We start from the raw sequence: 14,932 nt of genomic DNA on the forward strand, positions 1-14,932 counted from the left end.
CGAGCATAGAAAACTTTGGCAGGTGAGTCCAGTGACGCGACGGCACACGCATCCGATTAGTTCATAAGGCCTGAAAAAATCATTCGTTTAGGCGGAAGCATTCGGCCGACAACTACAGACGAATGTGCGTCATTTTGACGAGTTCGCGCGCCCTGTTTTCCACATCTCGCCGCTTCAATGTTCGCAAACGCTCAACTCCTAGCTTCTCGACGGCGAAACTTCCCAGAACCGACCCGTAGACCATCGCTTTGCGCATAAACTCGTAACTGCTCTTTCCCTGACTCGCGAGGTATCCCATGAAGCCGCCGGCAAAACTGTCGCCCGCACCCGTGGGATCGTAAACCTTCTCGAGCGGATAGGCAGGGACTGCCGCAATTGTGTCGCCTTGAAATAGCATCGCGCCGTATTCCCCGCGTTTGATGATCACTGCGCTTGGGCCCATCGACATCACTCTCCTTGCTGCGCGGAGAATATTGTGTTCGCCCGCCAGTTGGGAGGCTTCTTCGTCGTTAATCAACAAGGCATCGATCATTCGGAGCGTCTTTGCCAACTCCTCGGAGGAGCCAGCAATCCAATAATTCATCGTATCGAGTGCCACGAGTTTTGGCCGGCGCCGCATCTGCGCAAGAACGTGCCGTTGCAGCACAGGATCAATGTTCCCCAAAAAAACATATTCTGAATCCTGATAAGCTGCTGGCAGCTTCGGCTCAAATGCCGCAAAAACGTTCAATTCTGTCGTCACCGTTTGGCGGGTTCTTAAATCGTCACTATACCGGCCCGACCAGAAAAAACTCTTTCCCGGGGCGCGCTCCAAGCCATCCAAGTCGATTTTTCTGCCGCGAAACGTGGCTTCATCGGCCGCGCTGAAATCATCTCCCACGACACCCACTAACCTGACCGGCGCCATCAGGGATGCCGCCAGCGAAAAATACGTCGCGGCGCCGCCGAGCGTGCGGTCCGTGCTTCCAAAAGGAGTTTGCAAGGCGTCGAATGCAACTGAACCCACGACGAGAAGTGACATTTGATGTATTTCTCCTGATCAGGAAATATATTTCCTGATGATCGGGGCGAGACGCCGCTTTGTTGCAGTTGGGATCAGCTTACGATCCGTTAACAGCGCGTGTGCCAGGGCTGATCCGCACTTGCAATCTCGCGCATCGGGAAGGCTGCGGATCGCTTCGCGCAGGACACGCTGCACATTCTCGGCATTTCGATTGAGATTGTTGATGATGTCCGGCACGGAAACTGTGTCGTGCTGCGGATGCCAGCAGTCATAATCGGTGATCATCGCGACGGTTGCGTAACAGATTTCCGCCTCGCGCGCCAGCTTCGCCTCGGTCAAATTGGTCATGCCGATCACATCGAATTTCAAATGCCTGTAGGTGTGAGATTCGGCGAGAGTCGAAAACTGCGGCCCTTCCATGCATACATAGGTCCCCTTCGCGTGTACCTTCACACTAGCTCTCTCACACGCAGCGGTGAGCAATTTGCCCAGCTCGAGGCATGTCGGCTTGTCGAATCCCACGTGCGCGACAAGCCCGCTGCCGAAGAACGTTGCGATGCGACGATGCGTGCGGTCAAAAAACTGATCCGGGATCAAGAATTCCAGTGGATGCAAATCCTCCCGCAAGGAGCCCACGGCGCTCACCGACAAAATGCGCTCGACGCCAAGAGTTTTCATTGCGTAGATGTTCGCACGATAATTAATTTCACTTGGCATGATGCGGTGACCGCGTCCATGACGCGCGAGAAATGCTACGCGGCGCCCTTCCAAGTCCCCGAGCACAAAAGCATCCGAGGGCTCTCCGTACGGGGTTTTCACCCGCGCTTCCCGCACGACACTAAGGCCTTGCATCATATAAAGACCGCTCCCGCCAATGATGCCGAGCGTGGCGCGCTCTTTTGCCGCGAATTTTCCAGGACTCTTTTTTCCCTTTGCCACTTTTGTCGCCTTACTTGTTGCTATTGGGAATTGCCGGCCAGTCTAATCAATAGAAACGGGTTCGGCTTCGTAATTGTCTTTGTTTTTGCGAAGGTATGCCGCTCGCACCTTCGTATCGTGTGCGAATAAGGCGAGCCAGCCATATTTCGCAATCTGCGGCAGCCATTTCTGCTTTTCTTCAAGCGTCGTCAATGGAAAAAGATCAAAACCCATGATCCATGCCATCGGCAAATGTGCCGTTGTCGGCACAAGGTCCGCCAGAAAAATCGCCGTCTTTCCGCCGCCCTCGAGCTTCACGCACTGCATCGCCGGCGTATGGCCAGGCACTGGAAAAACAGTCACTCCAGGGACAATCACTTTTTCACCTTCGAGCAGATTCCATTGCCGCGCCTCTTCCACCGGGAGGTAATTCTCGAAGAGGTAGCTTGCGCGGTCGCGCAGCGTCGGGTTCTTTGCGTGCGCGAAATCGCCTTTCTGGATGATGTACTGTGCATTCGGAAACGCCGGGCGCGCTTTTCCATCAACGATACGCGTGTTCCATCCGCAATGATCGAAGTGCAGGTGCGTGTTGATGACAAAATCCACGTCGCCGGGCTTGACGCCATGTTGCGCGAGTTGCTCCGGCAAACGCGGCGCGCCTTCGAGTGCGTAAATGTCGCGCAACTTCGCGTCCCATTTGTCTCCCGCGCCGGTTTCCACCAGGATTGTCTTCCCGCCCACGCGAATCAGGAGACAATTCATTCCGAGCACGATGCGATTTCGCTCGTCGCCCGGAATTTTCTTCTCCCACATCGTTTTTGGCACAACCCCGAACATGGCCCCACCATCCAGCCGCAGGGTGCCGTCGGTCAGCACCAGAAATTCCAAGTCGCCGAGTCTCAATGTTTCTCCCTCGAGGCAGATTTTTCCATAATTTCATTCACCGCAGAATACGGGTCACGCTTCCGTTCCGCCACTTCCGCTGCGAGCCTTTCCAAAAGGTTTTCGCTTGAAACGTGCGCCAAAGCCAGCCGCACCAACTGCTCTTGCAACAGATTGAGCAAGCGTTCCTTCCACAAGGAGATTTCCTTTGCTCTCTTTTCCGCTTTGCCGCCGAAATGTTCACGAAAGCGGTCGATTTGCCTTGCCAGCTCCGCGACTCCCTCGTTTTGCGTGGCAACGGTCAATACAATTGGAGGCCTCCAACCGTCGCGTTCTGGAATGAGTTGAAGAATCGCACGAAGCTGCTGCTCGAATCGATCGGCGCCCTCGCGATCGGCCTTGTTCAGGACAAATACATCTCCGATTTCCATTAGGCCAGCCTTTAGGTTCTGTACGTCGTCGCCCATCCCCGGAACGAGAACGACCAACGTACAATCGGCCAAGCGTGCGATCTCGACTTCCCCCTGACCGACGCCAACCGTCTCAATCAGTACCAACTGCTTTCCGGCCGCATCGAGGAGCAAGGCTGCATCGCTTGTCGCCTGCGATAATCCACCAAGGGAGCCGCGCGTAGCCATCGACCGGATGAAAACGCCGCTGTCGGATGCATGCCCTTGCATTCGAATCCGGTCGCCAAGTATCGCCCCGCCCGTGAATGGACTCGAAGGATCGACTGCGATTACGCCAACCGTTTGAAGCTGCGATCGATAGTATGCGGCCAGCCGATCGACAAGAGTGCTCTTGCCCGTCCCCGGCGCACCGGTGATTCCGATGCAATACGATTTGCCCGTGTAGGGAAACAATTCGCGCAAAAGATTTTCCGCGCCCCGCGTCCGGTTCTCAATCCCCGTCATCGCACGCGAAATAGCGCGCACGTCGCCCGCGCGCACTTGCTTTGCCAACTCTTGAATGTTCTGCGTCATGGGCTGGACCGGGAGCGCAGCAGGCATTCTTGTGCGCCTAGCCCTTTCCGAGAAGCTGCCGCGCAATCACGAGGCGCTGAATTTCGCTCGTGCCTTCGCCAATCGTGCAGAGCTTCACATCGCGGTAGTATTTTTCTGCCGGATAATCCTTCACGAAACCGTAGCCGCCAAAAATTTGGACCGCCTCGTTGGCCACGCGTACAGCCACTTCCGCCGCAAACAGTTTGGCCATGCTCGATTCGCGTGTGAATCTTGTTCCTCCGCCCCCCTGCCGCAGTGATTTGTCCGCCAAGTAGGCTGCTTCCCAAACGAGCAGTCGCGCGGCCTCGATCTCCGTAGCCATGTCCGCGAGCTTGAATTGAATGGCCTGAAACTCGCTAATTGCTTTGCCGAATTGCTTGCGCTGCTTCGCGTACTTCACCGCCGCTTCATACGCGCCTTGCGCCATACCTAATGCCAGCGCCGCTATGGAAATTCTGCCACCATCCAGGATTTGCAGGCTATTGATGAAACCCTCGCCTTCTTTGCCCAGCAAATTTTCGGCCGAGACGCGGCAGTCGCTGAAAATCACTTCCGAGGTGTCGCTCGCGCGCATTCCCAGCTTGTTTTCCTTTTTCCCTGGATGAAATCCTTGTGTCCCTTTTTCCACGATAAAGGCCGAAATACCGTGCTGCTTCTGCTCCGCGGCGGTTACAGCCATTCCCACGCACACATCCGCATAGTGGCCGTTCGTGGTGAATGTTTTCGCACCGTTCAGTATCCAGCCACCGTCTTTCTTGACCGCGATTGTGCGCGTCCCGCCGGCATCCGAGCCCGCGCCTGGCTCCGTCAACGACCAGCAGCCCAGTTTTTTGCCTTGCGTGAGCTGCGAGAGGTATTTTTCTTTTTGATTTTCGCTTCCGAACTTGTAAATGTGATTGGAGCACAGCGAATTGTGGGCAGCGACAATCAGACCCACGGACCCATCCACGCGCGCCAGTTCCTCAATTACAATCGAATACTCAAGGTAGCCCAGGCCCGCGCCGCCATATTTTTCCGGAAAGATAACGCCGAGCAGCCCCATGTCTCCGAGCTGCGGAATGATTTCCTGAGGGAAATGCGAAGCTTCGTCCCACTCCATCACGTGCGGCGCGATTTCGCCTTCCGCGAATTCGCGGACGGTGCGCTGTAGCTGCTGCTGTTCCTCAGTTAGTGAAAAATCCACACCACCTCACTCTGGCCGTAACTCCGCCGCGCGCAAAAACTTTACCACATCGCGCATCGCCTCCAAACGACGGAAGACTATGCGTGTGTTTTGACGGCGGCGCTGCAAACCTCGCTCAATATTTCAATGGCGCGGTCCATGCCCGCGCGGTCCACATCGTAGTGCGTGACCATGCGGACCAAGTATTTGTCCGTCGCTGCGCAAAGTACGTTGCGCTTTCCAAGTTCTCGGCAAATCTCCGCGCCTGTCCTGCCGGTCCCGCCCACATCAAAGATCAGGATATTCGTCACAACTTTCTTTGGGTCAACCGCGATGCCCGCAATCCTCGCCAGCCCCTCGGCCAAGCGCCGTGCATTTTCATGGTCTCGATGAAGGTTTTTCGGTGATTCCTCGAGCGCAACCAGTCCGGCTGCCGCGAGCACGCCTGCCTGGCGCATTCCGCCGCCAAGCATCTTGCGATTCACGTGCGCTTTCTCAATGAACTCTTTGGAGCCCACGAGCATCGATCCTACCGGCGCGCCAAGCCCCTTCGACAAGCAGAACATCACCGAATCACACTTGCGGGTTAGTTCCTTAACACTTTTGCCCAAGGCAACAGAGGCATTGAAAATCCTGGCACCGTCCATATGCACACGCAGCCCCGCCTCATGCGCGCAGTCGCAAATTTCCTCGACGACTTGCGTCGGGTAGAGCGTTCCACCAGCCATATTGTGCGTGTTTTCCAGCGTAACCAGTCCGGTTTGGGAATAGTTCGGATTCTTGGCACGAATCAGTGACTCGACGACAGGCCAGGTCAAAATTCCATCCTGCGCGAAAGCCGCTCGCGGAAAGCACCCCGCCACGGCAGACATAGAAGCCAGCTCGTATTGATTCACATGCGCGCGCTGCTCACAAATCACTTCCATCCCGGGCTGTGTCCACGTCTTTATCGCGACGAGATTTCCCATGGAACCGCTCGGCACAAAGAGTGCAGCCTCGCGATCAAAGATTTCTGCGGCACGCGCTTGCAGATGGTTGACCGTCGGGTCCTCGCCGTAAACGTCATCACCCACTTCCGCTTCCGCCATAGCACGACGCATGGCCGGCGTAGGCCGCGTCACTGTATCGCTGCGCAGGTCAACGGTCGCTTTGCCCCTTTCGTCTGGTCCTTTGGAGTCATACATTGGCGTCTCCCGCTACCCCAGCAATTCAACAAACGCTTCATTCGAGATCGTGAGCTTCCCCGGGCTCAGGCGAATTCTCTCGGAGTTGCGCTCAATCAAACCATTATTGATCAATTTGGTCACACGCGCAGTCAGATCGGCACCGTACTGCTTTTCGATGCGCGTCAGGTCAACGCCCTTCAACTCGCGGAGTCCCAAAAACAATTCTTCTTCGAGCGCCTGTTTTTGTGTCACCGTCTCTTCCTGCTCGCGCACCGATGCTCCGGTCTTTATTGCCGCGGTATAGGCCGAAGGGTCGTGAACATTCGCCCAGCGCCGTTTACCATCAAAAGAATGCGCGCCCGCTCCGAAACCAATGTATGGCTCTCGTCGCCAGTATTTCAGATTGTGTTTCGACGAGCGCGCTGGCTGCGCCCAATTTGAAATCTCGTAATGCTCGTATCCTTCCGCGGTGAGCCTGGCGCAGCCTTCATCATAGAAAGATGCCATTTCATCGTCGCTTGGCACCGCGTTCGCTCCATATCGCGTCCCACCCGCAAGGATTTCTCTTCCGAGCCTGCTCGCTTCGTCCACTTCCAAGAGATAAATCGATATGTGCTCGGGGCGCAACACAATCAGTTCATCCAGCGACGATTTCCAGCTGGCGCTTGTTTGATGCGGCAATCCCGCAATCAAATCCATGCTAATGTTTTCGATTCCTGCGCCGCGGCATATCTCATTCGCGAAGTGAATATCCGCTCGCCGGTGCATCCGCCCGGCTGCGCGCAGTTCCTCATCACAAAACGACTGTGCTCCCATGCTGATGCGATTAATGCCGGCGGCGAGCCACGCTTCGGCCCTTTCAGACATGATCGTTTCCGGGTCGGCTTCGAGCGTGACTTCCTGCAAGTCATGCGGGTACGCCAAACGAATCGTGCCAAGAATTCGCGCTAGATCGGACGGCTCGAGCAGGCTGGGAGTCCCACCGCCGAGATACACGGTGTCGACGGTCAGATCGCGCAAATCACGAGACTCGCAAATTTCACGGCAGACGGCGTCTACGTATGGGCGGTACAAACCGCGTGAAAAGGCTCCCGTGTGGAAATTGCAGTAGGTGCATTTCGTCTGGCAAAAGGGCACCTGCACATAGATTCCGAGTCTGGAAGATGTCGTCATTGCGTTGTATCCGGTACAACTTTCACGCGCACTTCTCTCCGCCGCGGCCCATCAAATTCGCAAAAAAAAATTCCCTGCCAGCGGCCAAGTTCAAGTTTGCCATCCGCGATGAAGATGGTCGCAGTTGTCCCGGTAATGGCCGCCTTGATGTGCGAATCTGAGTTCCCTTCTGCGTGACGATAGCTACCCGCCGTCGGAACAAGCCGGTCTAGCGTCGCACCGATATCCCTGGCCACATCCGGATCGTCTCCTTCATTGACGATCACACCCGCCGTTGTATGCGGGACATAGACGTAACAAACGCCACTTTGACAGCCTGACTCTGCGACAACACTTTCGACTTCATCTGTAATCTTCTTGAGCTGCGTGTGCTGCGACGTCTGCACGCCGATTGTGCCCGTCATCGTTCGAGAGGAACGGGCGTGCTCGGCGTCGTTCTTCATCACAGGCTCGCTCAAGCCAATGCCGCCGCAGAGGCCGCGCCATAAAATCCATACCACGGCTTGGCCGCTCGTAGTCCGCGATTGACGTTCTCGATGTTTTTCACGCCCTGGTCCGCCAGCCAATCCTGAAAGGCACTCAATCCCTGCTTCGCATAAATCGGGACGCCATCCTTCCACGTCGCCCGCCCGCACAACACGCCAGAGAAATTCACCCCCGCTTCGCCCGCCAATTGCAGCGTCTCAATGAACGTATCGTTGCTAACCCCCGCCGAAAGATAAATGAACGGCTTCTTCGCCGCTGCCGCTGCGCGTAGAAAATGCTCTTCGGCTTCTTCCTTCGTATAGGCGGCTTCTCCTTTGCAAGAGCGCGCACCAGCGACGTATGCCATGTTCACCGGTACTTCCACTTTCAGAATGTCGATTCCATATTGTGGTTTCGAAAACTCTTCCATGCTGCGCGTTACGATCTCCGGCTTTTTCCTGGCGAAGTCGATGCCCTTCTCGTCCGCGCCTTCCTGATACCCGACAAACTCCGCGAACAGCGGAATGTCTTCACCGGCGCACTCTGCGCCGACGCGCTCCATCCACGCATGCTTTACTTCATTAATAGGCGCCGGATCGAACGGCGTGTAGTACATCAAAATCTTAATGCAGTCCGCCCCGGCTTCCTTCAGGCGGTGCACCGACCAATTCTCAAGCAAATCCGGTAATCGTCCTGCGCGCGTGTTGTCATACCCACTATTTTCGTAGGCCATCAGCAGACCGGCATTGTTGGAACGCCACCGCGCAGGCTGCAAGCCGTATTCAGGATCGAGCAGAATTGCGCTAGCGTGGGGCGTCAAGACCCGCACAACCGCTTGTTTGAATTCGCTCAGCATCTCCGGCGTCACGCCGTGGGGGTCAATGCCTTTTTCCTTGGCAATCGCCTTCCTTAAGGAGCCGCGCTGATCCATCGCCGCAGCGGCAATCACCCCTGCGGAATTCGAAACTTTTTCGAGTCCCTTCAGCTTGCCCGGTGTCATTTTCATCTTATCGCCTCCTCAAATCGCCACACACCGCGTTGGCAGCACATTTCGTCCGAATGGACGGCCAGCAACTCTGCAAGTCAGTCGATTTTATCATGGGGCTTCATCAGGAGGCAGTCATCGTTAACTTGTTACGAAATCCAGCAAAACCCCAGGTGCATAATTTACAGCATCACAACCCTATGCCCTGCGCACTGTTTCTCCATCTCTTTGGCGAGGCGGTCCAGTAGTTCCATTCCTTGGCTCGCCAGAAAAGGCAGCAGGCACATACTACGTTCTTGCAGGCCCCGATGCGGATACAGCGAGCTCAGAATCTGGCGTTCATGGCGGTCGAGGATCCCCGTTCGCAGGTTTTCCGCATTCCCCGTTTTTCCCTGCAGCTTCGTAAATTGGTGGAGCATTTTTCGCTCGGCCGTATCCAGCGCCCCGATGAGAGTCTTGTCCAACTTGCCGAGCGGTTTGCGATAGCCAACCAAGATCCGACGCAGCGTTTTTTCGTCGCGCGCGAATCGCGCCGCCAATCCTCGGGGAACGTGCTGCAGTCTCATTTTTCGAAGCAGCGATTGCCGGCCACCAAGGACTTCGCGAAAGTCCAATCCATATCTTTCCAGCGTGCGCTTCACTTCGGAGGGGATCAGCGTAAAGCTTGTGCGAGGAAGGATCGCCGGCATTCGCCCCAGAATGCGCTGGTACGTAACCTGCGCTTGCGCCATGTATGCGACTTCCGCCGGACCGCCGATGTAAGCCGCCGTCGGCAAAATCGCATCTTGCAAAACAGGCCGCAGGAGTACGCTCGCCGTCAGCGATTCCGGCTGTTTGTCAACTTTCTCGACCATCTCTGACGGGCTCAACTTCATATCGCCGGCAACGAAATCGCCATTCCGCCGCCGCACGGCTACGCGCTTACCATTCACATCGAAGAACAAAAGCGTTCCCTGCGGCGTCACTTTTACCTGTGCGTGAAAACCTCGCCGGTCCAACAATTTGCTGCGCGCCATCAACGCTTCATCAAGTTTTTGCGAATCCTCCACGGCTTGGCGATACACCGCGCGTGCAAGTTCGTGAAATCGCTCGTCAAGCGGATCGAGCAGAATCAGTCCGCGTCCTTTGAAAAGACGCGCGGACAATTTTCCGAATGCGGAACCAAATGTTTCATTGGAACCGTATGATTTCTGGAGCGCGTCCGCAATCGTTTTTGCGTCCGGCCCTTCGAGAAGCTCAGCCGCATGTGCAACGGCTGTCTCTGCCATCGGACCGAGACCAATTCGACCGACGCTCGCTCCCACTATGTCTTTCGGAAGTGGCAGCTCAATCCGCGCAACTCCCTCGCGCTGCCCGAAGTTTGCTTGATTGACTTCGGCCAAGTCGTGGTCTTCTGTCGCCATCCAAAAAATAGGCACGGCATCGACGCCGGCTTTCGTCAATTTCGCTGCCCACCGAATCGCGTCGAGCGCTTTGTAGATGCTATACGCAGGGCCGCTGAACAACCCCACCTGCTGACCGGTAACAATCGCCACCGCGCCACCCGCAAGCCGGTCGAGATTCGCATCCGTTTCTTGCGTTGAGCCAAACAGCCGATTTTGCTCGCGCAGAACTTGTGCCACGGCGGCGCGCGTTTTAGGGGCGAGGTGAACTTCGTTCGCCGCCGCACGCACACCAGCTTCATCCGGGGTGTGCGCATAGAATTCCTTCACGCGATTAAAATCACTGAGATAGGTTGAGAATAATTTCGTGGTTCCCGGAATTTCGTCGAACTGAAGACAGTGGCACTCCATGGAGGATGTGATGATACACGGCGCTTTCGGTCGCAGCAAGAAGCACAGCTTCTGCGGACAAGGCTAGAGTTATGCGGCGGAAATAGCTCATCGAAAAGCGCAACGGATTTGAATGATGCCGCGAATTGCTGAAGGAAAGGCCTAGCTCAGCACGTCCTCGGTTTTCATGGAAATGAGCAGCGTATCGATTTCCCTTTTCGCGTCTTCCGACAAGGGAAGCAACGGTGCGCGCGGTTGTCCACCAAAATAACCCACTCGGTCCATAGCGAATTTGAGTCCCGCAACTCCAAATTTTGTCGTAATCGTCCCCGCTGGATTGATCGCGCGCTTCTTGATCTGCTCGACTCGGCGCACATCGCCGGTTTTCGCCGCGTCGTATAATTCGACGCACGCTTCCGGAACAACACAGGCAATGGCCAGAATTGCACCCGACGCACCTTCGTTCAGCGCCTCTTCCAAAGTCAATGCAGACCCGGTCAGCGCGCTGAAAGTCTTTGGGACGGAAGCCACGATTTCTTTCATTCTCTGCACGTTCCCTGAACTGTCTTTGATTCCGACGATGTTCGGATGCGCGGCCAGCTTTGCGGCCAGAGGAGCTTCGACGGTATAGTTCGTGAAGACGGGAACCGAGTAAATCAGCACCGGGATCGGCGAAGCGTCCGCAACGCGCAAGAAATGCGCTGCTTCTGCCTCGAATGTCATGAATGGCTTGTAATAGCTTGGCGTGCGCACGAGCGCAGCTTGATATCCGAGGGCTGCGGCGTGCTTTGTGTGGCGGATCGTCTCATTTGTCGCTTCCGCGCCAGTGCCCGCGATCATGGCTTTTCCTTCTGCAGCGGCCTCTCGTGCGACAGCCCAGGTGCGCTCGATTTCCTCCCAGGTCAGAAGCACGGACTCGCTGGTGGAGCCATTCATTACATATCCGGCCAGACCGATCCTGTTATAGCGGCTGATGTTTTCCTTTAACCGTGACAAATCGACTTCACCATCCGGAGCGAATGGTGTCGTGACTGGCGGAAAAATTCCCTGGAGTTTCATTGCCTGCGGATTTTACCAGAATCGCGCTCTACTATCCCAGATAGTAGTTGCGCTTCAGCTTCCCGAAGAAACGCGCTGCGCTGCCGAAGAATTCGTCAGCTCTTTCGCATGCAAGTCTTGCAGCGCCGCAACGCCACCAAATCCCTCCGAGAGTGCGCGTATCCCTCGCGCCGCGGCAATCGCCGCAGAGAGCGTCGTAATGCAGGGCAGCATGTGGCGGACTGCAGCACGGCGAATCGATTTTTCATCATAGAACGACTCGCGTCCAAGCGGAGTGTTAATGATTAAATTCACTTTTCCTGTTTTGATCAAATCCACAATATTGGGCCGGCCCTCATTTACCTTGTATACGGGATCAACCTGCAATCCGGCCGCGCTGATCGCCTGATATGTCCCGCGTGTGGCGATCAGTTTCAAGCCCGCGGCAATCAGATCCTTAGCCAGCGCCAGCAAGTGCCGTTTGTCATGATCATTGACGCTAATAAAAACCGTTCCTTGCCGCGGGAGCCGCTGCCCTGCGGCCAACTGCGCCTTTGCAAATGCCAGCCCGAAACTCTGCGAAACCCCCATCACTTCGCCGGTTGAACGCATTTCCGGACCCAAAATCGTGTCCACACCGCGGAATTTGCTAAACGGAAACACCGGCGACTTCACCGAAAAGTATTCGCGGCTACGCAACTCCGCCACGCCGTTGTATTCCGTCACCGGCAATTTCATATCCGCCAGCTTTTTGCCGGTCATTAGTCGCGCCGCGACCTTCGCCAGCGGTACGCCTGTGGCCTTCGAAACGTAGGGTACGGTTCGAGAGGCGCGCGGATTCACTTCGAGGACGTAGACTGTGTCGCTGCCTCGGGGAATGGCATATTGGGCGTTCATTAAGCCCACGACGCGCAGCGCCCTGGCCAGCTTGGCCGTATATTCACGAATTCGCGCAAGATCGGCAGGCTTCAGCGTCACCGGCGGCAGGACGCATGAAGAATCGCCGGAGTGAATGCCTGCCTCCTCGATGTGCTCCATAATGCCCGCGATCACAACGTCACTTCCGTCGGCAAGCGCGTCCACGTCCACTTCTACGGCGTCTTCGAGAAACTCATCCACAAGTATCGGCCGAGGAACTCCGCCGCTGCTCATCAACGACGCCTGCAGCGCCGTGCGCTGCACCGTTTCCATGTCGTAGGCGATGACCATGGCGCGCCCGCCAAGCACATAGCTTGGACGGACAAGCACTGGCAATCCGATCTCTTGAGCCACGCTTACAGCTTCGTTTGGAGTCAGGGCTGTTCCATTTCGTGGCTGAGGAATGCCCAGCTCTTCGAGCAACTTGCCGAATCGCCTGCGATCTTCGGCCAAGTCGATCGACTCGGGCGCCGTTCCAATGATTGGCGCACCATTACGCTTTAGATCCAGTGCCAAATTCAAAGGCGTCTGCCCGCCGAACTGAACTATGACGCCCTCGGGCTTCTCCCGCTCCATCACCGAGAGCACGTCCTCAAGCGTCAAAGGCTCAAAATACAGCCGATCCGATGTGTCGTAATCCGTGGAGACGGTCTCCGGATTACAATTCACCATCACTGTCTCATAGCCATCTTCTTTGAGTGCGAACGCTGCATGGCAGCAGCAATAATCAAATTCGATTCCCTGCCCGATACGGTTCGGCCCACTGCCCAGAATCATGATTTTTCGCCGCGCCGTCGTCTCCGCCTCATCCTCATCTTCATAAGTTGAGTACATATACGGTGTGAAGGACTCGAATTCCGCAGCGCATGTATCCACGCGCTTAAACACGGGCCTCAAGCCGTGCTTTGTTCGCACGGCTCGCACTTCCGCGGCCGTCGTATTCCAAAGCTGCGCTAGTTGTTCATCGCTTATTCCTGCGCGCTTTGCTTCTTTGAGGACAGTCTTCGAGACCGCAGGAGGACTTACGGAAGTAATTTCCTTTTCAATCGTTATGGCTTGTTCCATTTGGCGCAGAAACCACGGATCAATTTTCGTCAGCGCCACAATGTCAGCAACTTTCATTCTCTGCCGGAGCGCCGTCAGGAGCCAGTGAATCCGATCCGGCCCCGGAACATGCAATTTTTCGCGCAGCACCGCATCGCTGATCTCGTCCGGCGCGCGCCAGGGCGCGTGCGGTTCCAGGGAACGAATGCCCTTGCCGAGAGCTTCCGCGAACGTCCTCCCGATGGCCATCACTTCGCCCACGGATTTCATTTGCACAGAGAGGGTGGGATCCGCGCCCGGAAACTTTTCGAATTGCCACTTGGGAATCTTCGCCACAACGTAATCAATCGTCGGCTCAAACGACGACGGCGTTTTCTTTGTGATGTCATTCGGGATTTCGTCGAGCGTCATGCCTACGGCAAGCTTCGCCGCGATTTTCGCGATGGGGAATCCGGTCGCCTTACTCGCCAACGCGGAGCTTCGCGAAACGCGCGGATTCATCTCAATCACCACCATCCGCCCCGTTGCTGGATCGACCGCAAACTGAATGTTCGATCCGCCTGTGGCCACGCCAACTTCGCGGATCACAGCCGCAGCGGCGTCGCGCATGCATTGATACTCTTTGTCGGTCAGCGTCTGCGCCGGCGCCACGGTAATTGAGTCTCCTGTGTGGACACCCATGGGATCAAAATTCTCGATGGAACAAATCACCACGAAATTGTCGCGATGATCGCGCATCACCTCGAGCTCGAATTCCTTCCAGCCGAGCACCGATTCCTCGATCAACGCTTCGTGCACAGGGCTCGCATCCAGCGCCCGGGCGATCGCTTCCGTGAATTCTTCATGGTTGTATGCGATCGAGCCGCCAGTGCCGCCGAGGGTGAACGACGGCCGAATGACCACGGGATAACCCATCGCGTCGGCAATTCTTACAGCCTCTTCAATATCGTGAACCACTGCCGATGCTGGCACGTCCAATCCCACGCGCTGGCACGCGTTCTTGAATTGCAAGCGGTCTTCGGCAATGCGAATCGCCTCGAGCGACGCTCCGATCAACTTCACACCGTACTTTTCTAGAATGCCGTTTTCCGCCAGATCCACGGCAGTATTCAGCCCGGTTTGGCCGCCGACCGTCGGCAGCAGCGCGTCCGGCCGCTCTCGCGCGATAATCAGCTCCAGATACTCCTTCGTCAGCGGCTCGATGTAGGTTCGCTCCGCAATTTCCGGGTCGGTCATGATCGTCGCCGGATTCGAATTCACCAGCACTACTTCGTAACCTTCATCGCGTAGCGCCTTGCACGCCTGCGTGCCGGAATAGTCGAACTCGCACGCCTGGCCAATCACAATTGGCCCCGAGCCAATGATCATGATTTTCTTTATATCAGTGCGTTTGCCCATGTGC

At 56.1% G+C, this 14,932-nt stretch carries 12 protein-coding genes; all 12 read right to left on the minus strand.

Translation table 11 applies throughout. The annotated features are described in order from the left end of the window. Positions 1-112: 112 nt before the first annotated feature. Positions 113-1,021: a PfkB family carbohydrate kinase gene (locus VGR81_01195; protein ID HEV2287549.1), complete on the minus strand. Its 909-nt coding sequence runs from the start codon at positions 1,019-1,021 to the stop codon at positions 113-115. 18 nt (positions 1,022-1,039) lie between these two features. Next, positions 1,040-1,942: an S-methyl-5'-thioadenosine phosphorylase gene (gene mtnP / locus VGR81_01200; GenBank protein ID HEV2287550.1), complete on the minus strand. Its 903-nt coding sequence runs from the start codon at positions 1,940-1,942 to the stop codon at positions 1,040-1,042. A gap of 42 nt (positions 1,943-1,984) precedes the next feature. Further along, complete coding sequence (locus tag VGR81_01205) at positions 1,985-2,824, minus strand: MBL fold metallo-hydrolase (GenBank protein ID HEV2287551.1); 840 nt, start codon at positions 2,822-2,824, stop codon at positions 1,985-1,987. Beyond that, complete coding sequence (gene meaB / locus VGR81_01210; GenBank protein ID HEV2287552.1) at positions 2,821-3,813, minus strand: methylmalonyl Co-A mutase-associated GTPase MeaB; 993 nt, start codon at positions 3,811-3,813, stop codon at positions 2,821-2,823. The genes VGR81_01205 and meaB overlap by 4 nt, the downstream gene beginning before the upstream one ends. Before the next feature lie 10 nt (positions 3,814-3,823). Next, positions 3,824-4,990: an acyl-CoA dehydrogenase gene (locus VGR81_01215; GenBank protein HEV2287553.1), complete on the minus strand. Its 1,167-nt coding sequence runs from the start codon at positions 4,988-4,990 to the stop codon at positions 3,824-3,826. A 77-nt stretch (positions 4,991-5,067) separates the two neighbouring features. Further along, positions 5,068-6,153 carry a low-specificity L-threonine aldolase gene (gene ltaE / locus VGR81_01220; protein ID HEV2287554.1) on the minus strand — a complete coding sequence of 362 codons (1,086 nt, stop codon included), beginning with the start codon at positions 6,151-6,153 and terminating at the stop codon, positions 5,068-5,070. A gap of 12 nt (positions 6,154-6,165) precedes the next feature. Next, entirely contained in the window at positions 6,166-7,308 is a 1,143-nt protein-coding gene (hemW, locus tag VGR81_01225; GenBank protein HEV2287555.1) for a radical SAM family heme chaperone HemW, read from the minus strand. Continuing rightward, a complete protein-coding gene (locus tag VGR81_01230; protein ID HEV2287556.1) occupies positions 7,305-7,766 on the minus strand; it encodes a secondary thiamine-phosphate synthase enzyme YjbQ in 462 nt (153 codons plus the stop codon). Before VGR81_01230 ends, hemW begins: the two co-directional genes overlap by 4 nt. Beyond that, positions 7,763-8,779, minus strand: a complete 1,017-nt coding sequence (locus VGR81_01235) for a tagatose 1,6-diphosphate aldolase (protein ID HEV2287557.1) — start codon at positions 8,777-8,779, stop codon at positions 7,763-7,765. Before VGR81_01235 ends, VGR81_01230 begins: the two co-directional genes overlap by 4 nt. A gap of 161 nt (positions 8,780-8,940) precedes the next feature. Beyond that, the gene (gene bshC, locus VGR81_01240; GenBank protein HEV2287558.1) at positions 8,941-10,590 is read right to left on the minus strand and encodes a bacillithiol biosynthesis cysteine-adding enzyme BshC; all 1,650 of its coding nucleotides are present in this window, start codon (positions 10,588-10,590) and stop codon (positions 8,941-8,943) included. Positions 10,591-10,692: 102 nt separating this feature from the next. Beyond that, positions 10,693-11,589, minus strand: coding sequence for a dihydrodipicolinate synthase family protein (locus VGR81_01245; GenBank protein ID HEV2287559.1), 897 nt, complete (start codon positions 11,587-11,589; stop codon positions 10,693-10,695). A gap of 54 nt (positions 11,590-11,643) precedes the next feature. Then, on the minus strand, positions 11,644-14,928 hold the full coding sequence (gene carB / locus VGR81_01250) for a carbamoyl-phosphate synthase large subunit (protein HEV2287560.1): 3,285 nt from the start codon (positions 14,926-14,928) through the stop codon (positions 11,644-11,646). Between the last annotated feature and the right edge of the window lie 4 nt (positions 14,929-14,932).

It is taken from the genome of Candidatus Acidiferrales bacterium (assembly GCA_035934015.1).
Lineage (GTDB): Bacteria > Acidobacteriota > Terriglobia > Acidiferrales > UBA7541 > DAHUXN01.